Raw genomic sequence first — 26,021 nt, 5'->3', positions numbered from 1 at the left:
TCACTCAAATTAATTGATTACGTCTAGCACAATTCCATATGGCGAAGATTACGCCTTATGGGGTGAAAATTATCGTTCTAGGAATTGTAATTTGTCTTTGACATCCTTCCACTCATCAGCATCAGCCAGGGGTGCGGTTGTCTTGGTGATCGAGGGCCAACTGCGGATTAAGTCAGCATTGATCTTAATAAATTGTTGTTGATCTGCTGGAACATCTTCTTCAGCATAGATCGCGTTGACGGGGCATTCTGCGACACAGACAGCACAATCAATACATTCGTCTGGATCAATTACCAAGAAATTTGGGCCTGCGCGGAAGCAGTCTACGGGGCAAACATCGACGCAGTCGGTATAGCGGCAACGGATGCAGGATTCGGTCACAACGTGTGTCATAACAGGGCCTATCAATAAGAAAATCGTGGGTGAAGCGCTACAATAAATGGTAGTGTAGCTGCAAAGCCTTGTATTTTAAGGCAAATCGACTTAACTCACAATTGTGACTTAGATAAAATTGGCATAAGCAAATGTAAGTTCCGGCAAGAGTTTGGTCATGAGGGTACTTGCTTATGCGTGTTTGACCTAAGGATGCCGAGTGTCCAGACTCTGACATAGAGCGATTTTGCTCTTTTGGATTCCACATTATTTGACTTAACTATGAATTCTATCCGCCCTAAATTATTGGTCGCGCGAGCGATGTTTCCTGATCTTTTGTCTCGCCTTACTCCTTACTTTGATCTTGAGATAAATCAAGAAGATCGCATTTTTACAGAAGACGAGTTGATCGAGCGTTTGCATGGTAAATTTGGGATGATTTGCACTTCGAGTGCGAAAATTAGTTCAAGTCTCCTGCAGCGATTGAAAAGCATCAACGATGATCTAAAGATTATCTCAACTATCGCCGTTGGGTATGATAATTTTGATATTGCTTCCTGCACAGAAAATAGGGTGATGGCAACAAATTCGCCAGACGTCTTAAACGAAACCACCGCTGATTTTGCGTGGGCGCTGATGATGGCGACCGCTAGGCGTGTCACCGAGGCTGAAGCATTTCTAAGAGATGGCGAGTGGAAGAAGTGGAGCGTCGATTTTTTTCTTGGGGCGGATATACACGGGTCGACACTTGGTATTTTGGGTATGGGTCGAATCGGACAGGCAATTGCCCGCCGTGCAGCGGGATTTGGAATGCAGGTCATCTACCACAATCGTCAGCGCTTGGATCCCGATATCGAGCTGAAGGCACACTGTGCTGAGTACGTCGACCGAGAGACCTTATTTAGCGCCTCCGATCATTTGATTTTAGCACTCCCTTTTACGCCAGAGGTTCGGCACTCAATTGGTGTGGCTGAAATCAGTAGAATGAAACGAAGCGCAACCTTAATCAATATCGCTCGAGGTGGAATCGTCGATGAAGATGTGTTAATTGACGCATTGCGCACAGGGCAAATTGCCGGCGCGGGTTTAGATGTGTTTGAGAATGAACCCAATTTTAACCGGGCATTTTTGGATCTTAAGAATGTGGTACTGACGCCGCATATCGCCAGCGCATCTGAACAGACCCGTCGGGCGATGGTTAGTCAAGCAATCAATAATGTGATTGCGGCGGTGAAGGGAGAAATCCCACCTAACTTAATAAATCGTCAGGCTTTGCATTTAGGCTTTGAGCAAAATAGTCGAGATACTTGAGTGTAATCGGCTTCGACCCGTGGCTTTTGGAAACAAAAAAAGGCGAAAAATTCGCCTTTTTTATCAGAAGAGTTAAGCGGTTCAACGAGGTGAAGTAAAAGATTAATCCTTTAATGACTCGATTAAATCGATATATTGTTGCATCGCGTTTTCAGAGCTCGTTCCCTTTAATTCTGCCCAAGCATCAAATTTTGCTCTTGCGACAAAATCAGTCATGCCAGGACGATCACCGCTGGCGTCACCGCTACTCGCTTGTTTAAATAACGCGTAGATCTTCAACAAGGTCATGTTGTCTGGACGCTCAGGTAAATTTTTTGAATCAGCCTGCGCTTGATTGAATTGTTCGGTAAGGCTCATAGATGCTCCTAAGTCTAAAATGAATGTCTTAAGTTTTGCATGTGGCGATGTATCACTAAAGACTTCAGATTGTTGAGAAAACAGGGAACGAGCTTAACATCGATGTTGCGGAATGCCTATAGAAGAAATGTTCAGTTCATTTCACTGGCATCGTTTCGATTTAATGGATCGTCGGTTCTGCGCCGCAACACACCTTAAATTTTTTTCCGCTTCCGCAAGGGCATGGGTCGTTTCTGCCAACTTTTGGCGCTTCGCGCTTGATTGTTGTGACACCAGATTTCCTCAAAGGAGCCCAGAAACGTCGAATTTCACTAATTGACGCCTCCAGTTTTAGTGCCAAATGATGACATTTTTCTGGCGTGTCGACCAAGGTAGTTTCATTTTCTTCGATTTCTTCGGCTCCCAAGAGATAAATTGGTTCTAAGAGGGGAGCGATACTTGGTGATTCCCACGCCGCTTCCCAAGCTTCAGCACGCAGTTGCATGCCTTCCCAAAAACCCCAAGCCCAGGTCTCCCCGTCGATCAATTCTTTGCCATTTTGCTCCATGACGCAAAAAAGTGGTTCGTATTCTTGTGGTGCGACTTCGAATGTAATTTGAATTTCATTCATGAAGCGAGCAATGAGATTGGTGATTCTTTGCATTTCTTTTGGCGACTTGAACTTCGGTTCGGCCTGTTCGGGTAATCCCCAAACAAGAGGCAGCCACTCGGTCATTGGAATTGCTTCTGGTCCTAGTGCAATGGCCGTGAGGTAGCCATGCAGAGCGTCCATAGTCATCCCATCATCACCTACGGCGTCTGACATTAAAAATTTGTCGAGTTCGTTGAACTCTTTATCGCTCAGGGGTTCGTCTAAATGCATGTTGCTCGCTCTTACTATGAAAGGGTTTGTCGGGTCTGATCCAATCGGTACCAGCGACGATTTCCGAAGTGTAGCGCGTTGTGATCGTTTCGTGGTGAGAATGCACGTACAATCACAGGTATGGAAATAAATAATATGATAAATCGACTAAGCAAGGCCGAGCCAGAGAACTTTTTGATGCTCGACCCAGACTGCGTATTGGACGCTATGCTTGATCAAGGATTTCAATGTGATGGGCGTCTATTGGCTTTGAATAGCTATGAAAACCGAGTTTATCAATTGGGGATCGAAGACGGACCGCCGCTAGTCGTTAAATTTTATCGACCTCGGCGATGGACTGATGCACAAATTTTAGAAGAGCATTCATTCGTTCAAGATTTATTTTTATCTGAGGTTCCTGTCGTCCCGGCGCTCCTCAATGATAATGGCGTTGGATTACGATTTTTTAAGGGCTTCCGTTTTGCTATTTTTGAAAAGCAGGGCGGGCGTGCACCCGAGCTTGAACGGGTTGGTACATTAGAACGACTGGGGCGATACATCGGCCGAATACATGCAGTCGGCGCAAGCTCTAAGTATTGTCATCGGCCGATGATCGATCGCGAAACATTGGGTTCGCGAGCCTTGGCATTTTTATTGGAAAACGATTGCATTCCAAGCGACTTACTTCCTGCCTATGAGTCGACTGCACGACAAATGCTGGAATGTGTGGACACCCTTTATCGACAGGCAGGGGAAGTACAAGTAATACGATTGCATGGTGATTGCCATCTCGGCAATGTACTCTGGACAGAGTCTGGTAGTCACCCCGGCCCACATTTCGTCGATTTTGATGATAGCCGAATGGGGCCTGCAATCCAAGATCTTTGGATGCTGTTATCTGGGAACAGGGTTGAAAGACAAAACCAATTATGTGACCTTTTAGCAGGCTATGAAGATTTTGCTGATTTCGATCCGAGGCAACTTCAGCTCATTGAACCACTTCGGAGCTTACGTTTAATTCACTATTCGTTTTGGCTTGCACAAAGATGGGGCGATCCTGCATTCAAATTAGCATTTCCCTGGTTTAATTCTCAACGATATTGGCAGGATCGCGTGTTAGAGATGCGGGAGCAAATTGCTGCGATGGAAGAGCCGAGTTTGCAAATCTAATTCTGCAAATGGAAAGGCACGAGCTTTCGATTCATTTGGATTCGTGTGTTATGTCGTGCCCATCGTTTACAATGTCGAAATTCGAATTAATCAGTGAGTATACAAATGACACAAGATGAACTGAAGCAAGCAGTTGCAAAAGCAGCGATTGCATTTGTCGTAGAAGACGAAATCGTTGGAGTGGGAACGGGGTCTACGGCGAATTTTTTTATTGATGAATTAGCCACGATCAAACATAAAATTAAGGGGGCCGTGGCATCTTCAGAAGCGACAGCGGCGAGGCTGCGAGGACATGGAATTCCTGTCTATGATTTAAACGACGTGACGTCGATGCCAGTTTATATTGATGGCGCGGACGAAATCACCGAGCAAGGTTGGATGATTAAGGGAGGTGGGGCCGCATTGACGAGAGAGAAAATTGTTGCTTCGGTTGCAAAATCCTTTGTATGTATCGCCGACAGCTCAAAGTTAGTTAACAAGTTGGGAAAGTTTCCTTTGCCAATCGAAGTGATTCCAATGGCGCGAGAGTCCGTTATAAGGGCACTCAACTCGCTTGGTGGCGAAGCACGATTGCGGGTCAAAGATGGTATGGCCGTGATGACGGACAATGGAAACATTATTATCGATATGCTGGGATTGCAGATTGAAGATCCTGTCGCTTTGGAAAAAACAATCAACAATATTGTTGGCGTCGTCACTGTTGGTTTGTTTGCCGCCGAAGGTGCCGATGTTTGTTTGTTAGGTGGGCCAGATGGTGTGACAACATTGCGATTTAATACAAAGGACAGTACACATGGATAGTGCATTATTGAATGATGATAAGGTCATCGAGGATACCAAGGAATGGTTGGAAAAAGCTGTGATCGGATTGAACTTGTGCCCGTTTGCAAAAGGTGTTCATATCAAGAATCAGATACGTTATTTCGTTAGCCATGCATCAACGCCAGAAGCACTATTGAACGATTTGGTTGCCGAACTCGAAGTTTTGGCGGAGGCCAGTCCGGAGAAGATAGATACAACACTATTAGTTCATCCCTTTGTTATGCAAGATTTTCTGGACTATAACGAGTTTTTAGAGGTCGCAGATGCGGTTTTGGAAGAGCGTGATTTGGAAGGTATTTTGCAAATTGCGAGTTTTCACCCGAATTACCAATTCGATGGAACTGAAATAGATGATATAGACAACTACTCGAACCGCTCGCCATTTCCAACTTTGCACTTGATCCGAGAAGAAAGTATTGATAAGGCAGTTGAGGCGTTTCCGGAAGCTGATTTAATCTATGATAAAAATATTGCGACGGTTCGAGCATTGGGACATGCTGGATGGAAAAAACTCTTCTCCATAGAGTAATTTTTTTGGGGCAAAAAAAGACCGATTAAATTTTTAAGTTCGATTGAAGTTGGCGTCGATATGAAGATTGGTGGATAGGTTCATTAAGTCTCCAAGTTAATTGGTATTTCGTACCTAAATCATGCATATAGGGTGGGCGATGTTGGTTGCCCCGCTTTTTTGATTGGAGAGACACTCAATTCAAAAGCTGCCGGATGCCAAGCTTTTGTTAGCTTAATGCATCTCCCTAGCAATATTTTGCTTATATCGATATGGAAACCAGTTATGAAAAAATTTCATTTTTGGATCGAGTGTCGTCCAAATATGAAAATTTATTTCATCTTTTATTTTTTTGTTTTTCGTCAGATTTTTTTTCAATTTCTCCTAATTTTCGTTAAGGTCTGTTTATTTTGTCTTAATGAATGCTTAGTCCTTTTATTTTGTTGCGGCCGTCGAGATGTAATGTGATTTTCATCTTGATGCGCTCTAACAAAATTATTGTCGGTTTAGATCCGTATTTTTTATAACTTTCTACGCTTTCTTAGGCCTGTTCGAATCGTTGCCTAAAAAACGAGCGCTGTTGCCTTGTTATTTTGCAGAGCAGCATGTACAGTCATGGGTTGTTTTTGGCTGTATCTCTCCTCTTTTCGTCACTTTTTCTGAAATTTTATGGCTTTAATCGTCCACAAATACGGTGGCACTTCAATGGGGTCGACCGACCGCATTAAAAATGTCGCTAAACGCGTCGCCAAATGGCATGACGCTGGTTATCAAATCGTCGTTGTGCCGTCCGCAATGTCGGGCGAGACAAATCGAATTATTGGGTTAGCAAAAGAAATAAGTGCGGATCCTGACCCCCGCGAGTTAGACATGATTGCATCGACTGGAGAGCAAGTCTCGGTTGGATTGCTGGCGCTTGCTTTGCAAGCGCTTGGTAAGAAAGCAGTTTCTTACGCAGGCTGGCAGGTTCCGATCAAAACAGACTCCTCCTACACGAAAGCACGCATTGCATCAATCGATGATGCCAAGGTGAGTGCGGACTTGGCCGATGGGAAAATCGTTATCATCACTGGATTTCAAGGGGTCGATGATTTAGGAAATATTACTACGTTAGGACGTGGCGGTTCCGATACCTCAGCGGTTGCCATTGCTGCTGCATTGAAGGCGCAAGAATGTTTGATTTACACGGATGTCGATGGTGTTTATACAACTGATCCTCGTGTCGTGTCTGATGCGCGGCGACTGAATACGGTGACGTTTGAAGAGATGCTGGAGATGGCGTCGTTGGGCTCAAAGGTCTTGCAAATTCGTTCTGTCGAGTTTGCCGGTAATTACCGCATGCCAACGCGAGTGTTGTCATCTTTAACTGACCCATTAATGCCCTTAGCCGAAGAGATTATCTCCGGTACACTGATTTCGTTTGAGGAAGATACTAATATGGAACAAGCCACAATTACTGGCATCGCATTTAATCGTGATGAGGCAAAATTAACTGTTTTTGGCGTGCCTGATAAGCCAGGTATTGCTTATCAAATTTTGGGGCCGATTGCGGACGCCAACATCGAGGTTGATATGATTATTCAAAATCAGTCTGTCGATGGAAAGACTGACTTTACGTTCACGGTTCCGCGCGGTGACTACAATAAAGCGATGGAAGTGTTAAATGAGAGCGTGAAAGCACATATTGGCGCGGGCAATATCATTGGTGACGCCAAAGTATCGAAGGTCTCCGTCGTCGGCGTTGGTATGCGTAGTCATGTGGGAATTGCGTCGCAAATGTTCCGCACATTGTCAGATGAGGGAATTAATATTCAGATGATCTCCACTTCAGAAATTAAAATTTCCGTTTTGATTGATGAGAAATATATGGAATTGGCTGTGCGTGCTTTGCATAAAGCATTTGAATTAGAGGCTGCTTAAGAAACAATTTTATGGTGGGTAGTTGACCAATAATGAACTAACCGCTATGATCTCGTTCTCGCTTGTGGCGTAGTTTTTTCGGTGCCATGAGAGTGTGGAGACGTGGCCGAGTGGCCGAAGGCACTTCCCTGCTAAGGAAGCATCTGGGGTAACCTGGATCGTGAGTTCGAATCTCACCGTCTCCGCCAGCATTATTGATTAAGCCCTTGATTTTCAAGGGCTTTTTCTTTTTCTACTTCCTTCGGTATGCCATTCAGTATGCCATTTGTCGCTGGCTTCAATTAGACTATTTTAGACTGTATCTTAACCAGATTAATTTATATATTGCTGGCGCATTGAGATCCTATCGCCTTTCGATTTTGAGTTCTACACGATATTATTTGAAGTCGTCTGATCGAATGCTTGATTTCCTCGTAAAATTTGGTCTGCGAACCAAGATATGGCAGCTTGTTCTTGTCGATGATAATAATAGTTTTCTGCACCATTCCGATAGGCGGTCGAATAATCAATAACCGTGTAGGTTAAATTTTCAGTAGAGTCGCTCCGGTTTGTTAGGCGACGAATAAAATCTTTATTGAACCCTCCGTACTTTTCAGTCGCAAATGCAAAAAAATCACGAAGACCCGATAGTGTTATCTCGGAGCGAATGCACTCATCCGCGTAGATGCTAGCTAAAATTTTTTGTCTTTCCTTTTGTGACATCAAGGATAGGTTGGGAAATAGCTTGGGTGGCCTTTCAGTAATAGTTGGATATACGAAAGAATTTTGAATAATGTTAGCTAGGTTATCCGGCACTTGGAATCGGATGGGTATATTTCGGTCAGCTGAATCTCTAATCGTTATGGTTTTCGCCAACAGGTCGTAGGTACTTCTGGACGCATTGAGTAGAAATTCAGAGTGCGTTGGCAGTAGCAGGATTAGCAAAGCGGCTGCTTTGAATTCTAGGGAGGCGATACCTGTATTCAAGAGATTTTCATAAAGTATTCCTGGGCCTGCTAAGCGGAAAAAACAAGGGATTTCCGCCTTCTTCGTCTTAACTCTTCTCTCTTTAATTTTCAATTTGAGAGAGCTTAGCTTTTGATCATTTTTGAATTTGCTAATTTCCGCGCGATGATTGTCTGAAATTTTCCTTGCAGAGTCGAAACTGATTCCTGGATAGTCGCCAATTTTTCCGGATGTATCAATACCGTTCATCGAAAGTCGGTAGTGGAAGGTCTTTTCGCCATGTTTCCCAATTAGTAGAAATAAACCATCTCCAAGATTTATTTTTGCTTTTGATAATTGCCGCTTCTGGTCGTTGACCTTATTGACTTGGTCTAATGAATCCTTTTTCCGCTCTTGCTCAGCACCATTTTCGTGTTCCGCGTTTTTATTGAACTCCGTCATCTTTTGCGCGAGACAAGTCTCAAACTCAACTTCGCTGTTGATTCTATTTACTTTGTGTTTTCGGATACTTGAATTCATTTTGGAAATATAGAAAAGTTGTCTTGATTTATTTTGTTGGCACATTTGCCATGATTCGTTGCATTTGAAATGCTTAACCGTGCGCCATCCTAGTCGTGTAGCCGATTATTGAGATCGCATTTTGATTGTTGATGGTTCATCAGAGATCAGATTTCATTCTAGCTTTCGCAGTCCCTATTACCCAAAAAAATTCTAAAAAAATACGACAGGAAACACACAATCATACGTGAAAATACACAAAAATTACTTCTGTCAATATTGCGAAGTTAATTCCGATAAGAGGAGGCACGATCGGAAAAGCATAGGAATATAGTTCAAAGCAATTTACAGCGCTGTCTTTTTCGTCTCTGTTAGCCGCAAATGAATTTATTCTTTATTTCAATCGATGACCGCACTTAGTTTGAATGTAAGTTTTTTGTGCCTAGCACTTCCTCAAGTCATGCATTTAGGAAATGGTAAAAAATTATTGCGTACATGAATGGTGTGCGCAAACATAACGTTTGTTGCTTTTCATTATTCAAGTGTGCAAAGGGAAGCAAAATGAATCCGATAATAAATTTAAGACTGTATCGTAGACTTAAACTTGAAGAAATTACTGGGCTGAAGCGAGCCAGCATATATAACCGTCTCAACCCTAATTCAAAATATTTTGATCCAACTTTTCCAAAACCAATCTCACTTTCAGTTGGGAATAGGGGGAGCGTGGCTTGGATTGCTTCAGAAGTTGATGCTTGGATCGAGACTCGTATTGCGGCGAGTCGCAGTATTGCTAGCTTTTAACATTGCATCTTTAAGGTATTAAGTTATCTTAATCAAAAGCAATATCTCTGTATATCTAAAGATTTTCAAATTCAAATCTCATGGCTAGTTTCTTTTCGGAAATGCAGTAAATGCCGACAATGCCTCAAGTACTTGAATTTAGGTACAGTATGTTGTTGTTTGTTAATTACTAAGTATTGATTAATTACTGATTCAATCAATGGTTAATTAAGTTAATCTAAGTTCATTCATCAAATAGTATCAATCAAAGACTACTAATCTAAGTTGTTAAGTTAGTAAATATGTAGTTCATCAAGTAGTAAACATTCCTTGTAATTCAATTAATCCCTAATCAATGATGATCACTCTTCAAAGAGTGATGAATCTCGCTCGTTCATTTGTCATTAAACAAACAAGTGAAAGGCACTATTCTTTAAGTGACCCTAAGTATGGAAGTCGAAACTATAAATGTTCAAGAAGCAATACTTCTTGAGAGTACTACTTTGTCATCTAGACAAAAGAATGAAATGAATGTCATGAAGACAAAGTATGGCAAGACAATGGAGAATTCAGACTATTTGGAAAAGCTGGAGTTCTTTGTAATTGATGTAATCAAAACAAAGCAGATGGATACTTTGCTAACGTTGAACCGAACTGACGGTAATGTCCCGAGGTGGTTTGTGACAGGGTTTATTCGAATGCCTGGTTTTCTTTATGCAATCTGTCAGCTTCCAAGGAGATACAGATACACGAATTGTATTAACTTGTTTATTGACTCATGTGAAATTTTGGGGATGATCTGTGATGACGTTGCTGGTAGTCGTTTGAGTAAGGTGGATTTCAATACACAATCTGATGAGCATTGGACTTTATTCGTTCAGTTTATAGGTGTCATATATCGGGAGGGAAATAGCGCTGGATTTAAAACTAAGTTGATAAGAACCCTTAGACTGATCAACTACAGGGAAGGAGAATACACAAGCTTTGTACAGGCATTATTTAAAGCGCATAGCCGAATCGTTGTGTTAAGGATTGATTTTGAGTACCAGAAGGGGATAGCGAGAACAGTGAGTCTTTCTGAGGCTTTGGATGACTTAGATCACTTGGTTGCTAACATGCGTAATAATGCGATGTTTGATCACATGCTCGGTTACATATTTAAAGTGGAGTATGGTGTGGATCGAGGAATTCATATTCATTCAGTTCTATTTTTTAATGGGGCAAGGCGTAACGGTGCAAATCACATTGGTCATGCTAAGCAGATAGGTGATTATTGGCAAAACAAAATCACACTTGGTCGCGGCACTTATTGGAACGTGAATGCGAAAATTGAACAATATCGTCAGAAAGGAATTTGTGGGATTGGTCCGATACATTGGCAAGAATATGATTTACAAGTCAATTTGTTGAATATGGTGATTCACTACGTCTGCAAAGAGCAGCAAATGATCCGATCAGACGCTGAGCCATATCGTAAAATCATCAGGAAGCAGCATTTTCCGAAAATCAATGAAGTCAGAAGAGGGCGGCCAAGAACAATTATGATTGCCTCTGTCTCTGATCAATTGGAAGTTGAATCGATTTAATATTTTCCTGATGAATAAGATAAACATCTCACATCTTGATTTCGCAAGTTCTGAAATTTATCCCAGGATCGCGGCAGACAATTTTAGAGTAGTGGCTGGTATTGGCAAAGAACGTATGATTTTTGAGGACGATGAATTGTCGGATCACTTCAAAGTGATTGCCAAAATTCATGAATTCATGAATTTCATTACTTCTGTTGAGTTTGAAATCAGAAGTAGCCTATATCTTGGAGAAAAATCTTCGACTGACCTGACTCAGAAGCGGCTGGCTAAATACTTTGATAAGTTTTCTGAAATGTTTGACGAGTTAGAGTTTAAACGGCCATTTCGTTACAGTGAACAAGTCGAACTGTTTTGGGATCAGGTTGGTCAGTTTTTACGATCTAGTGGACGACGATCAAATGTTTGCGCGATCGATTCTTACAATGAGATTATTGTAAAACTTATGGAGGCGGCTAAGGGAGATGATTACCGGAGGCGATTGGACAGTCGGAGAAAAAGTGCGGTGCATAACTGCCAAAGTGTTTCATCGCATATTTCATCGCTTTTTAAAATGCATGCACAACTGCATATTGTTCGTATCGATTTGCTGACTTCACGGTGTCCTAACCCACAGCCAGTTGACATAGATGCTGCGCATGCGTTGCTTAAGATTTTTTTGAAAGATAATCATCGCAATGCGCTTTTTAGAAATGTGATCGGCTATATCTGGAAGCTTGAGTATTCGAAATTGAAAGGTACTTATTTTCATTTTGTTCTACTGCTAGAGAAATCTGATTTGTTGTTGACCGATTTTATTGCGGATAAATTTGGCAAGTTTTGGGCGGAATCAGTAACAAATAATCAGGGCAGTTATTTGATCTGTAAAAAGGGCGTTACGATGCGGCGCTCGTCAGGGGTAGGTGTTATTGCCGCAAACGAAAATGATGTCTTAAGAAGTTTATCAGCTGATTTGGAATACTTGATGTTGAAGGATTTCTATTTTTTGCCTAATGTATTCGTGAAAGATGCGAGGCGAGCGAAACGAGCCTATGGGCGATCAGAGGTTTAGTTCGTTCAACTGTGGTCTTTTCGATCTGTCGAGCCAAAACTTATGTTCTAATTAATTACCTGGGGCTTTTGGTCTGGGTTTTCTTGCAAGAAGGAATCTTTGGTAAAGCTCATTTATACTTGGCGATGGAGTGCCATCTTTAATTGATGCAAACATTTTATAAAATCTTAAAAAGATTGCACGATCTTTGGAATAATTCCAAGTCCAATTTATTTTATAGGGATTTTTATCACTATTACTTCGATCAAGCAGAGTCCTAAACATGAAATTGTTAATCGCCTTCACAAATGACATTAACCAAGATGCAATATCTCCAAGCGCATCTTTTCCAAGAGTTAACGGCTTTTCAAGTACTCGCTTATGGCGTTCTAGGCCTAGTGCGATTCCATTTTGTGTACCAAGTTTCCCAAAACGATGAACGCAACAATGCCGCATATGACAAATTTTTTCAAATTCTAGAAGTAATGACTTAATGTCTTCCGGGATATCTTTGATTGCAAGAAACTTTAAGAAAGCCTTTCTTATAGCTTCTTCGCTCGCAAATGAAATGCCCTCGAGAAGTGCTTCTGCCATAGATTGCTTATTCTGAAAGAGTACTGCACCAAACGAGATAGTATATGTATGTGCATCTGCGCGAGCTTTATCATCTGTATTGATTACGGTGCTAATAATTGTTCTAAAATAGCTTTCTACTGCAGATACGTAACCAAGGAGTAACAGTCTAGAAAATTCCGGAGAAACACTACTTGAACCAGCCCAAAGTTTATTTATTTCTCTACAATTTTCGATATAGATGTCAACTGCTGAAGTGGATACCTCTGAATAATTACAATCAAATAGGCTAACGGTGTCTGGGCAAGGGCTGATTCCCAGCAATCCAATATTTGTGATTGCGGAATAATCCGCTGAAACATTTGAGGTCGCCATATTCTAGGAAAGAAAGTCATCTACGAAACTAAGAAGTACATCTGCAATTCTTGTACTTCGACGTCGACCAAAACCATATACGGTTAATAATTCTGCTACTGGGTTTTGCATAGCTAAATAGTCTCTAATTGTCTGAAGTTGTGGCAAATCATTTTTCATTTGCCTAATTTGAAATTCAGTGAGTCCTGGCACCTTCTCGATTTGTACGTTCATACAAGCATCAAAAGTAGAAACTGCAACTAATTGAGTGCCACAGTTAACACAAAATTTTTGAGTTTCATTGACGCGTTTTTCACCACATCTTGGGCATGGTGGTAGTGCGAAATCTAGTTCACCGAGTGCAGACGGTACATCGACATATTTTTCCAATTTTTTTCTTATGGGGTGCTTTGCACGGCGGGCATGAATTGCCTCAACTGTACTCTTTAGTGTCCCTCCAGCATCATTTGAAGTAAGTGCTCGGTTGTTCAAAAGTGCTGCCCCATGAGGGATGAATCTCCGATATATTCTTTCTGGAGTCCCATGTTTAACTTCTTTGGCGTCAAAGATCAATCCTGCTTCAATGAGTAGTTGAAACATTCTATGGACAATTGGCGTGAGGTCTTCTTTCGGTACCCCTACAGTTAGTTGGACTATATCCCGATTAACATTTGAGTCCTTTATGGCCTTCACCATTCCATTTAAAATTTGTTCACCTGTACTTAAAAGATGAGCAAGTTTTGGGACTTTGGTTGAAAGAGATCTAAATTCAGCAAGACGGGCAGAGAGATGAGCTTCAATAACCTGATTGACTTTTGATTGTGTATATTTACTAGGGTTTTCTTTGAATGCTTGCAACATAGTAAGGTAAGCTCTTGGAATACCAAAAGCAGCAAAGCGAAAAATCTCGATAATTTCCCTAGGTAGTTGGTCGAAATCTAAAAAACGGCAACGAGCGATCTGATCCATGCTAGTGGCATACTCTTCTGCCTCAACAGAAGTCCAAACAAATACATCTGTGCTATCTTGTCCGGTGTGAAAGCGTGGACTATATTCGGTTGTGCCTGGATAAACTGAAGCTTTAGGAGCAATAGTTGAGGTTTTAAGAGCGCGTACTACATCCAATAATTCGATAAGATATGCTGGTGTCAGTGTTAATGCGGCGTCGTCTAGTAAAAGCACTGTACGTTTTCGACCTGCAATAGACGATGCGGCCTCTAATAATTGTTGCACTTTGGTAACTGTAATCAATCTTGAAAGTACAACCTCTTCTGGTGATAGTGGTTGATTTCTCTCGAGAGCAGCAATCAGTGACTCAAGTTTACTTTTTTGTAATCCAAATGTCGTTTCAAGTTGTGGCACATCAGAATTTCCCTTCCCAATGAAATCGAGGCTTCCATATGTGGCCAATATTACCAAGCCCAACGACCATGCATGAAACTCATCTGGTGGAGATGCGCGAGAGACGAGTAGTGGTTCCAAACGGTAGTATTTATTAAACGAGACGTACACCGCAAATGGTTTAGTTTGATCGTTTAGACAGGTTATCCATGCATAGCGCATCATATGAGTTTTCCCACATCCGCGCGGCCCAACTATGGTCTTTAGTGAAGGAGCTAACAAGGCTCTTAATACACTCCTGAAAATTTCACTATCTGGAGCAGTTTCCGATATTAAGTCAGCAGCCGGTATATAGTCGGCTCTCTGCTCAAGTGCTGAATACTCCTCGTTCGGAACACTGTTTGTTTCAATGATTTTCATTTTTGATTTAGATAGGCACAGTTATCTGCATAAGGTCTGAGCGAGATAGGTACTTCGCTCCTACACCGTGAGCGGCAGTGAGCAAGGCTTGACGGCCAATATCGCTGCAAAAAAAACTCATAACTTTCTCTCGATGCTTGGGTAATACTTTTAGCGAGTACACACAGTCGCTAATCACGCACCCTCCACCTTCAACTAGACAAATTTTATTGTGGAGATTTCTTCCTATCCTTGCGATGAGAATATCACCATCCGTTGCAATTCGTACATTGCTAGGCAATTTTGATAGTGATGTAGGTGAGCGAAGAAAGCGTTTAGGTACTCGAGGGGTAATTCCCTGATTATCGTTGGGGAAATCGCTCAAATGGAAAATGGGTACTACAAGTGAATTTAATTGACTTGAGTTAAATGAACCACGAGTAAGGTTAATGCACAGCTTCTCAATCAAGACATCGCTATTTTTTTTGTTGGATTTTGACGCAATTTTCCTTGAGAAGTGATAACTATAATCAAGACGCCGTGTAGCCATATCAGCTGAAATTTTCAGCGGTTGTGATAACACTCCCTCAATTGACAAATTTCGTAAAATTACCTCTTGTGTCGCACCACCAGACTTTGCCAAAACCAATAAATGGGTTTGTGCATCTGTGCCAGCAAAGACTCTACGTGGAAGCTGGATTACTTCCTTTATCAAATGTTGATTTAAAAGAGTTGAGCGCACTCGGCCAAATTTTTCACCGGTTAAAAGTCCATCCGGAAGTATTAGTCCAAGTTTGCCACTGCGTTTCAGCAATCGAAGGTTCTGCGCAATAAATAATAAGTCAGCACCTGCATCTCGAACAGAGTCAAGGGCTCCAGATAAACCGGCTTCTTCAAGGATTGCACCATAACCAGTTCTCCACTTCGGACGAACATAAGGAGGATTGCATAATCCAAGATCTACGCTTCCAAAGGACAGTCCAATTTTAGATGCAAGTTCATCATCTAAAGCGTCATGTATGAAATGCGCGTGCTGAGTACTATCTAGTCCTATTAATTCTGGCGCAGTTCCATAATCGGTATCGACAGTCACGAGGCGAGCACTTCCCCATTTCTTTACAGCCGAACTAGAAATCGATCCACGTCCGACGCCGAGTTCGACGATTACTTTGGGCCTAAGATCGCCAATAGAGTCAATCAAAATGTCGCTAATGTTTTGTTCTGTATAGTACCGCCCCCATGAGTCGGAAGTAGTACTTGGTCGAATCAGATTAAGCTGAGGAGGAAGTACCATATTACCTTTTTTGAGAGATCTCGATTCACATGAGCCTAAGCGCATCGCACCAAATCAATTTTACATGAAGACATCAAAACAACACATCCTATATTCTAAACAGCTCATGAATTAGTCTAATCCCAAAATCAGGTACTAGATTCACCAATTTTGATGCTGTATTTGTGCCAGATATTTACTCCAGAGGAGCGACTTTTCTTTTTTTGGGGATGATCAAATATTATACCTGCCTCATCTGGAAAAAGACTCGTGAATACAGCGGTTGCAATCCCACAAGGCTTGGTTCCTATTGGAGCAACAAACATCTTTGCGCCGGGTGAGAGTGAACTACGAGTTCTCTCTAAACAATCATAAGCGGAAGCCGGGTCATTTGCTGAACAATATGCTACGTCAAAGTTACTTTGCTCTGATAACATCGGAAGGTGTGGAATAATAGCATTGAGTTCCCATCCAGCTTGAAAAGCGGGCACCCCAAAAACGACCTTTACAGACTTCGTGGCAATCATTTGATATTCAGCGAGTGCGCGCGCTATACGCTCTGGTTCATATCCTAAAAAAAATACGCCAGCCTCAACTTCATCGCTAGATAAGTCTACGATCGCGTGAGGAATTGGGTGATATCCAGAAATTAGTTCCGAAAGCGCAAATGATTCTTCTCCCTTAGGTCTTGTGTAATCCTGTGGTTCGACATAAACGATCAGAAAGGTTTTCACGTTCAATCTAATAAAGGCGCGAACTAAACTGAACAATTCTGCGAATCCCAGCGTAGTAGCTTCCAATATGATTTGACGCGCACTTACATACTTTTCTAAAAGTTTGACACATTCATCAGCGTTAGAAGTATGTCCAGCTACACTTAAGGTCATATCCTCAATATCATACGTGACAAGTATTTTTTCGTGTTCAGGAGTACTTTCCATACTTAATGCTAAAATGCCCCGTTCATCTATGCTTGTTCCATGAAAAATTACACTACCAGGCAAGATGCCCAATTGAGAAGCATCGTTATGACTACTGCAAAAGAAATGTGCGGATGTCATTGCCACAGCCCCATTTGTGAAGTTGCAATTTGGTTCTGATCATCTTTGAAGATACGAGAGCAAAATGCGCGATAGTCATTTTCAGTTCCCAGCGAGAGCACGTGAAAGTCTTCTACCGATATTTCGATTTTTCGCTTTCTACGATAACTGATTTGAAAGTAAGGAGCGTAGATTGGATTTAGCTGGTAATCAACGATGTCTGCACCTACAAGGCTCTTAGTTTTTGTCTCGAGTTGTTCAATAAGAATTGCGTACTTCATCGCCTCACGTATAAACTGGATTTCATCTTGTAATAGTGAGCGAGATCCGGAATTTATAGTAAATTGATTTTGCTCTGGCTCGCTCATTGCCTGTTGAGCTTGAAGTCCACGGAATGCGCCTCCTAAGCGCAAAACAAACATACGAAGACGTTCTCCGTACTGTCCGAAAGTTTTGATCTCGTCGATTAATTTGTCTGCGGCCTCATATGCGGCTCTTGCCTGCGTATTCACCGTGAAGATTTCGACATCTTGATCAAGCAGTTCGCTAACCTCAAGCGATTTATAGGCAAGAATTAAGAAGTGCCGTAAATTATTGCTTGCCATCGTACAGAACGTGTCAAACCCACTGTAAATTGGGCAAATGGTTTGATATGGTCGATAAAGTTCAAGCAATGCTCCAACTAAATTGTTATGAATCCAAGTTGTATCAAACGCACCTGATCCATTTTTGCGATACTTTTCAAGTTCATCTATCACATATTCTGATGTGTGCTTTGGGCGGCTAAGTAAAGCAGGCACGATCACTAAGGCCTCGGGAATATCTTGATAATGCATGAAGACACTAGACTTCAAATGTGACTTCTTTTTTTCCAAAGCACGTCCAATTCTTTCTTCCAGTATTCTTTTGATTCGTGGTTCTTCAAGCGCTGCTTTAGCTAATTCTTTTGATGTCTTGGACGGAAATCGACTTCGAATGTTTCGTAATATTTGTTCACGATAGGAATCTGATTGGCGTGTTGCTAGACCATCTGGTGATAACATTGATTGGATAAAATACCCCTGTTGATTACCTGCAGCGAGCTCTAAGTTTGCAAGGTATACTTCCGCAAAAAAAACATTTCTACATTGATCATCTAGCATCTCATCAAGTGTAATGAGTCGAAAATCATGGGTAGCGTTTACAGATTCTGAGCCAGTTGTTGAACTCTCGTCGGAAAGTTCTTTTGAAGTGAAACTGACGATAAATGGTTTTTGACTATGCTTGAGATATGAATTTAGTACACGTCGCTGATACGGTACTAGATTTTCAACCTCATCAACGTAAATATAGAAAGATATGTCGCGCAAGGCAGATGTGTTCTTTAAGTCCGCAATAAGTGCCTCAATGAATGCTCGTCCTGGGGGCAGCAACGGCTGTTCCATCGATGACATGTTAGATATCCAAGTTGAAAATAACCTTCGTCTACCTTCTAAATATTTTTCTAATTTATCAGGTTCGATTGGAAAATCAGGATGGAAATCAGTGGCGCAATTGAATTTGAGTTCTGCAATATTTTGCTCATTAAAACCTTTATAGGTACTCTTCGCGATCGTGCGGGTGGCTCTGATAATTTCAATTGATACAACTAGCGAGAAGTAGCTTTCAAAAATTGATATCCATTGTAGTTCGTCTACGCCTCTTGCCTTCAATGAATTACAAAATTGAGTATCAACACGCCAGTAAATTCCGACATGCTGAAGCTCTTCATTTGGTATGGTCGCTCGACGCGGAGAAAACGCAGTGTGGTAATCCATATATTTGAGAAGCATGGTTTTTCCGCAACCACGCTTCCCAACAATGTAGGTTGATCGAGTAGCAGTTTTTAAACTGAGTTTTTCAAAATATGGAGGTATGAAAAATTTCCCCCATACATCAGCCTCGTGCTCCTCAGCCCGAGTTTTCGCGAGAATTGCGTGGTCCAGAATTTTCATCTCAATTACCTATTAAAAAGTGGTGTCCAAGATTCAGATTTGCACCACAAAAATTGCAATGAATCGTCAGGAATGCCATGTTCATAAGCGACCAAGAGACCAAGTCCAGCATAGCCCAATGGTTGTTTTTCTTCGAATCGACATTTAGTTTCAACTACACTTTGATAGACTTCATAGGGCGTTATTTCTATATAAGGCCAATTCCCCTCAGAAATCCAGCGATTTGATAATTCGAGTAGTCCGTCTAGATGACTCATTTTCTCACCAAAAAAAATAGGAATACCCGGGTAAGTTTTTTGAAGCTTTTCTAGTGCTTTCTCATGCGCTATGGAGACGATAATCCCAGTCTTCCCTGGTGATTTCATCATTCCACCAAATTGTTCAATAACCCCACTGAGTTGATCTCCAGTGAATGTTCCGTCATCTATCATCAGGTAGCGCTCGTCTTCTTCGAGTTTAGTTATCGTCCCCGGATACTGAATTTGATTTGAATCTAACGGAAAAATCTGTTTGAGTAGTCGAATTACAAGTTCACCGCTTTTTCCTGGTTTCGTATACTCGTGCGCTGGTGGGCCAAAAATGAAACTCAAATTTGTTTTCCCGCCTAAAATATCTTTCCAGTTGAATTCTTCGCGGTCAGAGTTGTTAGTCGCAAAATGTAAAGTCATTTTACGAAGTGCTTGAATTAAGGAAGACTCAATTTGATCTGTCGTTCTATAGATAAGATGACGAAGAATTAATAACGCTAAGGTTTGTTCTGGTCCAGGATCGAACTGTTTCAACCAAATTTTTATTTTCTCCATTGACATCGGACGACGTATTCCAGTCGAGCAAAGAAGTTGCACTGCTCGTTTTAGCTTGAGATCATCGGATTGATTCATTTGTGACACTATTTAAAAAGATCGAATTTGTAAGGATTGTAAATGTTATATGCATGCTTAAAAATTGTCATGCCTTTTCGCGGTGTAAATCAATTTCTTAAAAGTAATTAATTTCAATTGACAGATACCTGTCGCTAATCAAAGTAGGGATAAGGTAGTTTACTGGACTGATTTTAGATTTTTCGAAACTATCACTCAGTGTTAGAAACTAAAAAATCTCGGATATATATCCTACTAGTGTGATGAAGCAAATCTCTTTGCTCAATTACTGATAACGCATTTTTCATTCGCGTTTTCATGACGATTACCATCAACTACAAGGAGCAATTATTCATGGCAATTCAATGTCCAAGTTGTGACTCACTAAGAATAGAAACAAAAGACTACGGTAAAAAAGCAGGAGGCACCATCGGCACAGTCGCAGGCGCTGCGGCTGGCGCTGCTGGTGCGATGAGCGGTGCTGAGATTGGCATGACTGTTGGGGTTGTTTTTGGCCCCGCTGGAGCAGTTTTAGGCAGTATGGCAGGTGCTATTTTCGGCGGCTTAATTGGAGGGTCTACAGGATGCATCGCTGGCTCAAAAATAGGTGAAACTTTTGATGAGCACCTTTTCAGTAACTATCAGTGCCTCATTTGTCATCACGAATTTAGTATTCCTTCAGATTCATCCACAGCCTTCGCTTAGTAGCAAAATTAAGTCAATTCTCCCGTAGTTCATCTACGCAATCATTTGCAACATTCCAAATAGTTCATTCAAAGATGCCGTCGATTATTTCAACGGCGGGACTTCACTCATTCAATTTTAAGGAAATCATCCATGGCACATCAAATTCAAACTATGGCTTACGTCGACGCAGTACCCTGGCACGGACTAGGCAATCAACTTACCAAGAAACAATCAATAGAAGTATGGGCACAGCAAGCAGGAATGGCATTTGACATCAAGGAATCACCAGTGCGCTTCATGACAGAAAGCGCAGGTGGCCTTGGTGCCATTATGTCTTTTCCGGAGCAAAAAGTTTTGTACCGTTCGGATACTAAAACAGCTCTATCAGTGGTTTCCAACCGTTATCAAGTCGTGCAACCGCGAGAAATTTTGGAGTTCTATCGCGACTTGACGCAGATATCTGGCTTTGAACTGGAAACGGCAGGCGTACTCAAAGATGGGCGCAAGGTGTGGGCGTTGGCGAAGACCAATCAAACAGCCGCATTAAAAGGAAATGATGTCGTCAACGGTTATTTATTGCTTGCCACTGCATGTGATGGAACGCTGGCGACCACGGCACAATTTACGAGTGTGCGCGTCGTTTGCCAGAATACATTAGCTATCGCATTAAACAGTGGCAGCAATGCCGTTAAGGTACCGCACAGCACGAGCTTTGATGCGCAGGCCGTCAAACGTCAATTGGGCGTCTCTGTGGCCTCATGGGATGCATTTATGTATCGCATGAAAACGCTCTCGGAGCGTAAAGTGAAATCACACGAGGCGATGAATTATTTTCTGAAGGTATTCACAGATCCCAACACCACTGCAACAGGACTGTCAAATGAGCGTGCGATTAAGAAAGTGCAGGAGCTTTACGATGGACGTGGTCGAGGAGCCGAACTCGCCTCGTCGAAAGATACGGCGTTTGGCCTACTCAATTCCATTACAGAGTTTGTTGACCATGAACGTCGCGCCAAATCGATTGATCATCGGCTTGATTCTGCTTGGTTTGGTCAGGGGGCATCACTCAAGCAAAAAGCGCTTGATCAAGCTCTGCTCATGATTGCCTAAGTCTTGCAGCACTTTATCTGAGTGTTAATAACAACTCGTGTCTTTCAGCATTATGGGCACAATAAACTGAAAATGCTAAATCCCTGCCCGGTCGAGTGAATGCTCACCGGGCTTTTTATTTTGTCTATGGAGAATACATTATGCACATAGCTAAGAAAATAGAATCATCTAAAGTAAATCGTCCAGCACTCCGCCTTGTAAAAACTCAAGACTTGAGTCGTGACGAATGGTTAGAAGTCAGAAAACGTGGAATTGGCAGCAGTGATGCTGGTACCGCTGTCGGCCTCAACCCTTATCAATCACCCTTAGAATTGTGGATGATCAAAACGGGGCGTGATGGTGATATGCCTAAAATCGATCCCAATGATGAAACAAGCCCGACGTATTGGGGGAGCTTACTAGAACCAATCGTCGCAGCGCACTACACCAAGCGTACAGGCAATCGGGTTCGTAAAATCAATGCCGTGTTACAGCATGCTGACGAAGATAAATCTTGGATGCTGGCGAATATCGATCGCGAAGTCGTTGGCGCGAATGATGTGCAAATCCTTGAATGTAAAACGGCTGGAGAATTTGGTGCGCGCCTTTGGCGTGACGGCGTGCCGGACTACGTTGTCTGTCAAGTACAGCATCAACTAGCAGTGACAGGAAAAGGATCTGCGGATGTTTGCGTGCTCATTTGTGGTCAAGAAATTCGCGTCTACCGCATACATCGTGACGATGAATTGATTGCACGCTTAATCAAGCTGGAACGGCAGTTCTGGCACTACGTCGAAACTGATACTCCACCACCCGCTGATGGCTCTGAATCAGCAGATCGCGCTTTGCGCTACCTTTATCCGAAGGATACTGGCAACACCATCGATTTTGCCGATGATACGGAAATGTCTGCCACGTTCGCTGACTTGGTCAACTTACGTGCAGACATTGCCAATCGTGAAGAGTTGGAATCACTGTTGAAACAAAAGATTCAAGAGAAGATGGGGGACGCAAGTGTCGCCGTCTTCGAGACTGGAAAGGTCAGCTTCAGGCGATCAAAAGATAGCCATGGTATTGACATTGCCAAGTTACTGCTTGACCAGCCTGACATTCCTGAACGCTATCCACTTGTGAAGCCTGGTAATCGTCGGTTCCTTATTTCAACGTAGCGAGGTTCTCTATTTGATCATCGCAACAATTAAATTACTCAATCCACGCCCGTCTCGTGTTGATCCGAGTACGGGCATTTTTTATGGGAATACATCATCATGATAAAAGGTTTAGCAATCACTCCCCCTACATTAGGGCGAATCGCCATTGGTAGTGTGGTCGAGAAAAATGGTAAGCGTCTTCCAGTGAAAGAAGATTTCTTCACTATCACCTCGAATATTCAGGGCAAAGATGGCTGGATTAAACATCCGGTTCACGATCAATTACTTAAAACATCAGGACAAGATAAGTTAAGGTCGATTCCTGTACGTTTGCTCTTTAATGATCCTGCGTTAAATCTGCGTGCGGAATACTGTTTTTTTGACCGAAAAACTGGTCGTCCAATTTGCGTAGGTAATGGAGAAACCTGTCGCCGCTATAGTAGTAGTGGCATTCAAAATTTAGCTTGTCCATCGCCGGATCAATGCGAATTTGCAGAGGGTGGCACTTGCAAGCCGTTTGGTCGTCTAAACGTAAAACTGAATGACGATGATGAGTTTGGTACGTTTATCTTTAGAACGACTGGCTATAACAGTATCCGTACATTGACAGCGCGGCTCTCGTACTATCAGGCAACGTCAGGTGATCGTCTTGCTTGTTTACCGCTGCAATTGAAGTTACGTGGCAAGAGCACGACTATGAGTCATCGCAGCCCAGTCTATTATGTCGATATAACGATTCGCGATGGGGTATCACTGGAACAAGCTCTCATAGAGGCCAGAGCGGAAGATTCAAAGAGGCGGGAATATGGGTTTGATCAGAACGTCTTAGACGAGACTGCACGTTCAGGTTTCAAAAATGGTCTATTTGAAGAAGATTCTGAGCAAGTTAAAAACTTGCTTGATGAATTTTATGTGAATGCTGGCGAACTGGATGGTAACGATGCTCGTCAGGCAACTTCAATTGAGAATGTGCCATCAAATTTGACTGGCAAGCTCGATCAAATTCTCGCAAGGAAAGGTTCGAAAATCACGATACCAACGGCGGCTCTTGAATCAGTTGTTGCCCAGTCCGACATTGTGCTCGGCACGCCGAACGCTCTATAACAGACGATTCCGCTTCATCTTGGTTGTGATTGTTGAGTTACTTGCGCCGTAGTCTGTCTGTAAGTTTCTCTAAGATATCAAGAACAATGATACGGTCATTCAATGTTAGCTTTTCCAACATCTTTGTGATGACTTGTGCTTGATCTTCAGGGCGGTTACTGGTTTCAAAAAGTAATTCACCTATTGGGCAATCAAAGATCTCGGCCAATTCTACCAAACGCAAGATTGTTGGAATGACGGAGCCGCGTTCCATTCTTGATATCGCTTCATTACCAACACCAAGTCGTTCTGCCACATCCTCTTGTGTTAGTCCACTCGCAATACGGCGTTTTGAAATTGCATGCCCTATTCCTTTCGCCAAAGTCTTTTCATTTACCTTCATGCCGCTCCTCCGATCAACCCAAATGGTCGTCGTTCAACCAAAAAACATGAAGTGCTTATAAGGTTGACTATCAACCAATTAGGTTGATAGACTGTTATGGACTGCGTATCTCGAAATTGTGCGAACCATCAAGCGGCATATCTTGGTTAGATTGATTGGAAATGAGTTCATCGCATTTTGTAGATACACGATTCTTCAGTTTCATCGCATAAGCACACAAAAATTTAATTAACTCCGAATAAGAAAGTCACAGCAATGAATCAATCAAATAAAAATTTTCATATAGCATTGATTGCTATATCGCTTTTAACGGTCGCTCTTTTATATTTCACACGGTCGACATCGATCATCAGCATCACGACAGGTGCGTGCGCTGGTTTGAGTATTCGATTATTTGTTCTGCATAAGAAAGAAAATTTCGCAGGCACCAAAGAATTAGATTGGCTCTTGCTGCTATTGTTTTCAGCGGCTTCTCTAATTTGCTATTTCATGGGTCTATATGTTGTACAAGGCCCTTTGTTGATATTTGTCGGCATTCGTTCGCTAATCATGTTTTTAAAAATGTATGGCGATAAATCTAGCTCTGCGCAGGCAGCACCGAAACGGGCGACTCAATCATCTGAGATGTCTGCTGCCGAATTGTCTTCAGCATTTCCACCAGAAATTCCACATCTTCGAACCAACGCAGAATCGGTGGGTACCTTACCTCCTGACTTGCCCTCAAACTCTCAAACTGACAATCCAGTTAGTGCACCGATACATGATATTGCGGGTGTGAAAGGATGGAGTTGGGGAGCATTCTTTCTTAGCTGGATATGGGCAATTGGAAATCGTACATGGATAGGTCTGTTAGCGCTAATCCCTTACGTCAATATCGTTGTCATGATTTGGCTGGGAGTTAAAGGCCGTGAAATGGCTTGGAAAAATCGTGCATGGCGTGACTTGGATCATTTCAATTCAGTACAGAAAAAATGGTCTCAATGGGGAATTGGACTTGCTTGTGCTTCGTTTGTTTTGGGCATTGTCGTTGCAGTCGGCGCTCCAGCTTACAAGCAATACAAAGCGAAGGAAGCGGAAGCACAATTGCAATCTATTCTTGAAGATGCGGCACCGAAGGCGAGTTCACCTTCAACCGCTGAAGTTAGTTCGGGACAAAATACGATAGCGGAAGGGAATGTTTATTATGCCAATGGACTTCTCCCTAGTATTACGACTTCAATAGGAACATTCGCGGCAAGTACACCTGGAATGGATCAGGCCTCCATCACGTTAAATAACAAAGCGATCTTTCAAAGTGAAGGCGCTCAGTGGCACGAGATTGTGCGTGGTTTCAAATTGGCAGGTGGAAAAGAAGTCATCTTGATGAGAACCTCAGGGGGCATGGGTAACAGCTGTGAGGCATTATTCTTCTTCCTCACCATCGAGAAAGCGAATCTCAATTTCACACCTTATTTTGGAACCTGCTCAACCGACGCTACTTTCAAACAATCAGAGAACTTGATTGAAATCGTCATTCCTAAAATGGGAGGCAGTTCAACCATCACTTTTGACGGTAGCGTGGTACGAGAAGACGGTGTGCAATTAGCTCTCAATGACACAAACGACCCATCAAAGTAATTCATCCACTTCTTCTAAAACTTATTAAAAATGCGGAC

24 protein-coding genes and 1 tRNA gene are annotated in these 26,021 nt (G+C 42.3%); 14 read left to right on the top strand and 11 right to left on the bottom strand.

The window, feature by feature from the left end; translation table 11 throughout:
- Positions 1-69: 69 nt before the first annotated feature.
- Positions 70-393, bottom strand: a complete 324-nt coding sequence (gene fdxA, locus KDM90_RS02610; protein WP_212674022.1) for a ferredoxin FdxA — start codon at positions 391-393, stop codon at positions 70-72.
- A 270-nt stretch (positions 394-663) separates the two neighbouring features.
- Between fdxA and KDM90_RS02605 the strand changes: the two genes are divergently transcribed.
- On the top strand, positions 664-1,683 hold the full coding sequence (locus KDM90_RS02605; protein ID WP_212674479.1) for a 2-hydroxyacid dehydrogenase: 1,020 nt from the start codon (positions 664-666) through the stop codon (positions 1,681-1,683).
- Positions 1,684-1,785: 102 nt separating this feature from the next.
- On the opposite strand, the gene KDM90_RS02600 is transcribed toward KDM90_RS02605, so the two are convergent.
- Positions 1,786-2,040 (bottom strand): acyl-CoA-binding protein, encoded by a 255-nt coding sequence (locus KDM90_RS02600; RefSeq protein WP_212674021.1) that lies wholly within the window; start codon positions 2,038-2,040, stop codon positions 1,786-1,788.
- A gap of 160 nt (positions 2,041-2,200) precedes the next feature.
- The gene (locus tag KDM90_RS02595; protein ID WP_212674020.1) at positions 2,201-2,902 is read right to left on the bottom strand and encodes a UPF0149 family protein; all 702 of its coding nucleotides are present in this window, start codon (positions 2,900-2,902) and stop codon (positions 2,201-2,203) included.
- A 135-nt stretch (positions 2,903-3,037) separates the two neighbouring features.
- On the opposite strand from KDM90_RS02595, the gene KDM90_RS02590 reads away from it, so the two are divergent.
- The 5 genes from KDM90_RS02590 (at position 3,038) to KDM90_RS02570 (ending at position 7,489) form a co-directional block, all read left to right on the top strand.
- Complete coding sequence (locus KDM90_RS02590) at positions 3,038-4,051, top strand: serine/threonine protein kinase (protein WP_212674019.1); 1,014 nt, start codon at positions 3,038-3,040, stop codon at positions 4,049-4,051.
- 105 nt (positions 4,052-4,156) lie between these two features.
- Positions 4,157-4,852, top strand: a complete 696-nt coding sequence (rpiA, locus tag KDM90_RS02585) for a ribose-5-phosphate isomerase RpiA (protein WP_212674018.1) — start codon at positions 4,157-4,159, stop codon at positions 4,850-4,852.
- Positions 4,845-5,402: a DUF1415 domain-containing protein gene (locus KDM90_RS02580; RefSeq protein WP_212674017.1), complete on the top strand. Its 558-nt coding sequence runs from the start codon at positions 4,845-4,847 to the stop codon at positions 5,400-5,402. Before rpiA ends, KDM90_RS02580 begins: the two co-directional genes overlap by 8 nt.
- A 648-nt stretch (positions 5,403-6,050) precedes the next feature.
- Positions 6,051-7,301, top strand: a complete 1,251-nt coding sequence (locus tag KDM90_RS02575) for an aspartate kinase (protein ID WP_212674016.1) — start codon at positions 6,051-6,053, stop codon at positions 7,299-7,301.
- Positions 7,302-7,397: 96 nt separating this feature from the next.
- Positions 7,398-7,489 (top strand) — tRNA-Ser (locus KDM90_RS02570).
- 178 nt (positions 7,490-7,667) lie between these two features.
- Here the strand turns inward: KDM90_RS02570 and KDM90_RS02565 are convergent.
- The gene (locus tag KDM90_RS02565; protein ID WP_212674015.1) at positions 7,668-8,810 is read right to left on the bottom strand and encodes an Arm DNA-binding domain-containing protein; all 1,143 of its coding nucleotides are present in this window, start codon (positions 8,808-8,810) and stop codon (positions 7,668-7,670) included.
- 495 nt (positions 8,811-9,305) lie between these two features.
- On the opposite strand from KDM90_RS02565, the gene KDM90_RS02560 reads away from it, so the two are divergent.
- The 3 genes from KDM90_RS02560 to KDM90_RS02550 all read left to right on the top strand — a co-directional run bounded on the left by KDM90_RS02560 (position 9,306) and on the right by KDM90_RS02550 (position 12,161).
- A complete protein-coding gene (locus KDM90_RS02560) occupies positions 9,306-9,545 on the top strand; it encodes a helix-turn-helix transcriptional regulator (protein ID WP_212674014.1) in 240 nt (79 codons plus the stop codon).
- 428 nt (positions 9,546-9,973) lie between these two features.
- Positions 9,974-11,110 carry a YagK/YfjJ domain-containing protein gene (locus tag KDM90_RS02555; protein WP_212674013.1) on the top strand — a complete coding sequence of 379 codons (1,137 nt, stop codon included), beginning with the start codon at positions 9,974-9,976 and terminating at the stop codon, positions 11,108-11,110.
- Positions 11,111-11,288: 178 nt separating this feature from the next.
- A complete protein-coding gene (locus tag KDM90_RS02550) occupies positions 11,289-12,161 on the top strand; it encodes a YagK/YfjJ domain-containing protein (protein WP_212674012.1) in 873 nt (290 codons plus the stop codon).
- A gap of 51 nt (positions 12,162-12,212) precedes the next feature.
- On the opposite strand, the gene KDM90_RS02545 is transcribed toward KDM90_RS02550, so the two are convergent.
- The 6 genes from KDM90_RS02545 to KDM90_RS02520 all read right to left on the bottom strand — a co-directional run bounded on the left by KDM90_RS02545 (position 12,213) and on the right by KDM90_RS02520 (position 19,974).
- Complete coding sequence (locus KDM90_RS02545; RefSeq protein WP_212674011.1) at positions 12,213-13,088, bottom strand: hypothetical protein; 876 nt, start codon at positions 13,086-13,088, stop codon at positions 12,213-12,215.
- 3 nt (positions 13,089-13,091) lie between these two features.
- Complete coding sequence (locus tag KDM90_RS02540; RefSeq protein WP_212674010.1) at positions 13,092-14,828, bottom strand: zinc ribbon domain-containing protein; 1,737 nt, start codon at positions 14,826-14,828, stop codon at positions 13,092-13,094.
- A 7-nt stretch (positions 14,829-14,835) separates the two neighbouring features.
- Positions 14,836-16,101 carry an N-6 DNA methylase gene (locus KDM90_RS02535; RefSeq protein ID WP_212674009.1) on the bottom strand — a complete coding sequence of 422 codons (1,266 nt, stop codon included), beginning with the start codon at positions 16,099-16,101 and terminating at the stop codon, positions 14,836-14,838.
- A gap of 128 nt (positions 16,102-16,229) precedes the next feature.
- Complete coding sequence (locus KDM90_RS02530) at positions 16,230-17,141, bottom strand: hypothetical protein (RefSeq protein WP_212674008.1); 912 nt, start codon at positions 17,139-17,141, stop codon at positions 16,230-16,232.
- Complete coding sequence (locus KDM90_RS02525; protein WP_212674007.1) at positions 17,138-19,093, bottom strand: ORC-CDC6 family AAA ATPase; 1,956 nt, start codon at positions 19,091-19,093, stop codon at positions 17,138-17,140. Before KDM90_RS02525 ends, KDM90_RS02530 begins: the two co-directional genes overlap by 4 nt.
- A 5-nt stretch (positions 19,094-19,098) precedes the next feature.
- The gene (locus KDM90_RS02520) at positions 19,099-19,974 is read right to left on the bottom strand and encodes a phosphoribosyltransferase-like protein (RefSeq protein WP_212674006.1); all 876 of its coding nucleotides are present in this window, start codon (positions 19,972-19,974) and stop codon (positions 19,099-19,101) included.
- A gap of 333 nt (positions 19,975-20,307) precedes the next feature.
- Here KDM90_RS02520 and KDM90_RS02515 point away from each other — a divergent pair, with 333 nt between their 5' ends.
- The 4 genes from KDM90_RS02515 (at position 20,308) to KDM90_RS02500 (ending at position 23,984) form a co-directional block, all read left to right on the top strand.
- The gene (locus tag KDM90_RS02515; protein ID WP_230409558.1) at positions 20,308-20,658 is read left to right on the top strand and encodes a hypothetical protein; all 351 of its coding nucleotides are present in this window, start codon (positions 20,308-20,310) and stop codon (positions 20,656-20,658) included.
- A gap of 132 nt (positions 20,659-20,790) precedes the next feature.
- The gene (locus KDM90_RS02510) at positions 20,791-21,750 is read left to right on the top strand and encodes a DUF932 domain-containing protein (RefSeq protein WP_212674004.1); all 960 of its coding nucleotides are present in this window, start codon (positions 20,791-20,793) and stop codon (positions 21,748-21,750) included.
- 140 nt (positions 21,751-21,890) lie between these two features.
- Positions 21,891-22,898, top strand: a complete 1,008-nt coding sequence (locus KDM90_RS02505) for a YqaJ viral recombinase family nuclease (RefSeq protein WP_212674003.1) — start codon at positions 21,891-21,893, stop codon at positions 22,896-22,898.
- A 99-nt stretch (positions 22,899-22,997) separates the two neighbouring features.
- Entirely contained in the window at positions 22,998-23,984 is a 987-nt protein-coding gene (locus tag KDM90_RS02500; RefSeq protein ID WP_212674002.1) for a recombination directionality factor, read from the top strand.
- Positions 23,985-24,021: 37 nt separating this feature from the next.
- Here KDM90_RS02500 and KDM90_RS02495 read toward each other — a convergent pair whose 3' ends face one another.
- Complete coding sequence (locus tag KDM90_RS02495) at positions 24,022-24,366, bottom strand: helix-turn-helix domain-containing protein (protein WP_212674001.1); 345 nt, start codon at positions 24,364-24,366, stop codon at positions 24,022-24,024.
- Between the two features lie 255 nt (positions 24,367-24,621).
- On the opposite strand from KDM90_RS02495, the gene KDM90_RS02490 reads away from it, so the two are divergent.
- A complete protein-coding gene (locus tag KDM90_RS02490; protein ID WP_212674000.1) occupies positions 24,622-25,983 on the top strand; it encodes a hypothetical protein in 1,362 nt (453 codons plus the stop codon).
- Positions 25,984-26,021 lie beyond the last annotated feature (38 nt).

Origin of the sequence: Affinundibacterium fentianense (genome assembly GCF_018139545.1) — a bacterium.
GTDB lineage: Bacteria > Pseudomonadota > Gammaproteobacteria > Burkholderiales > Burkholderiaceae_D > Undibacterium > Undibacterium fentianense.
Note: the sequence above shows the minus strand (reverse complement) of the source record. Positions and strands in the feature narration are given on the sequence as shown.

Excerpts from the sequence above, each read along its gene's own strand:
- fdxA (WP_212674022.1), bottom strand. The coding sequence starts at position 393 with ATGACACACGTTGTGACCGAATCCTGCATCCGTTGCCGCTATACCGAC.
- KDM90_RS02600 (WP_212674021.1), bottom strand. The coding sequence starts at position 2,040 with ATGAGCCTTACCGAACAATTCAATCAAGCGCAGGCTGATTCAAAAAAT.
- KDM90_RS02595 (WP_212674020.1), bottom strand. The coding sequence starts at position 2,902 with ATGCATTTAGACGAACCCCTGAGCGATAAAGAGTTCAACGAACTCGAC.
- KDM90_RS02590 (WP_212674019.1), top strand. The coding sequence starts at position 3,038 with ATGATAAATCGACTAAGCAAGGCCGAGCCAGAGAACTTTTTGATGCTC.
- rpiA (WP_212674018.1), top strand. The coding sequence starts at position 4,157 with ATGACACAAGATGAACTGAAGCAAGCAGTTGCAAAAGCAGCGATTGCA.
- KDM90_RS02580 (WP_212674017.1), top strand. The coding sequence starts at position 4,845 with ATGGATAGTGCATTATTGAATGATGATAAGGTCATCGAGGATACCAAG.
- KDM90_RS02575 (WP_212674016.1), top strand. The coding sequence starts at position 6,051 with ATGGCTTTAATCGTCCACAAATACGGTGGCACTTCAATGGGGTCGACC.
- KDM90_RS02565 (WP_212674015.1), bottom strand. The coding sequence starts at position 8,810 with ATGTGCCAACAAAATAAATCAAGACAACTTTTCTATATTTCCAAAATG.
- KDM90_RS02560 (WP_212674014.1), top strand. The coding sequence starts at position 9,306 with ATGAATCCGATAATAAATTTAAGACTGTATCGTAGACTTAAACTTGAA.
- KDM90_RS02555 (WP_212674013.1), top strand. The coding sequence starts at position 9,974 with ATGGAAGTCGAAACTATAAATGTTCAAGAAGCAATACTTCTTGAGAGT.
- KDM90_RS02550 (WP_212674012.1), top strand. The coding sequence starts at position 11,289 with ATGAATTTCATTACTTCTGTTGAGTTTGAAATCAGAAGTAGCCTATAT.
- KDM90_RS02545 (WP_212674011.1), bottom strand. The coding sequence starts at position 13,088 with ATGGCGACCTCAAATGTTTCAGCGGATTATTCCGCAATCACAAATATT.
- KDM90_RS02540 (WP_212674010.1), bottom strand. The coding sequence starts at position 14,828 with ATGAAAATCATTGAAACAAACAGTGTTCCGAACGAGGAGTATTCAGCA.
- KDM90_RS02535 (WP_212674009.1), bottom strand. The coding sequence starts at position 16,101 with ATGGTACTTCCTCCTCAGCTTAATCTGATTCGACCAAGTACTACTTCC.
- KDM90_RS02530 (WP_212674008.1), bottom strand. The coding sequence starts at position 17,141 with ATGACATCCGCACATTTCTTTTGCAGTAGTCATAACGATGCTTCTCAA.
- KDM90_RS02525 (WP_212674007.1), bottom strand. The coding sequence starts at position 19,093 with ATGAAAATTCTGGACCACGCAATTCTCGCGAAAACTCGGGCTGAGGAG.
- KDM90_RS02520 (WP_212674006.1), bottom strand. The coding sequence starts at position 19,974 with ATGAATCAATCCGATGATCTCAAGCTAAAACGAGCAGTGCAACTTCTT.
- KDM90_RS02515 (WP_230409558.1), top strand. The coding sequence starts at position 20,308 with ATGGCAATTCAATGTCCAAGTTGTGACTCACTAAGAATAGAAACAAAA.
- KDM90_RS02510 (WP_212674004.1), top strand. The coding sequence starts at position 20,791 with ATGGCACATCAAATTCAAACTATGGCTTACGTCGACGCAGTACCCTGG.
- KDM90_RS02505 (WP_212674003.1), top strand. The coding sequence starts at position 21,891 with ATGCACATAGCTAAGAAAATAGAATCATCTAAAGTAAATCGTCCAGCA.
- KDM90_RS02500 (WP_212674002.1), top strand. The coding sequence starts at position 22,998 with ATGATAAAAGGTTTAGCAATCACTCCCCCTACATTAGGGCGAATCGCC.
- KDM90_RS02495 (WP_212674001.1), bottom strand. The coding sequence starts at position 24,366 with ATGAAGGTAAATGAAAAGACTTTGGCGAAAGGAATAGGGCATGCAATT.
- KDM90_RS02490 (WP_212674000.1), top strand. The coding sequence starts at position 24,622 with ATGAATCAATCAAATAAAAATTTTCATATAGCATTGATTGCTATATCG.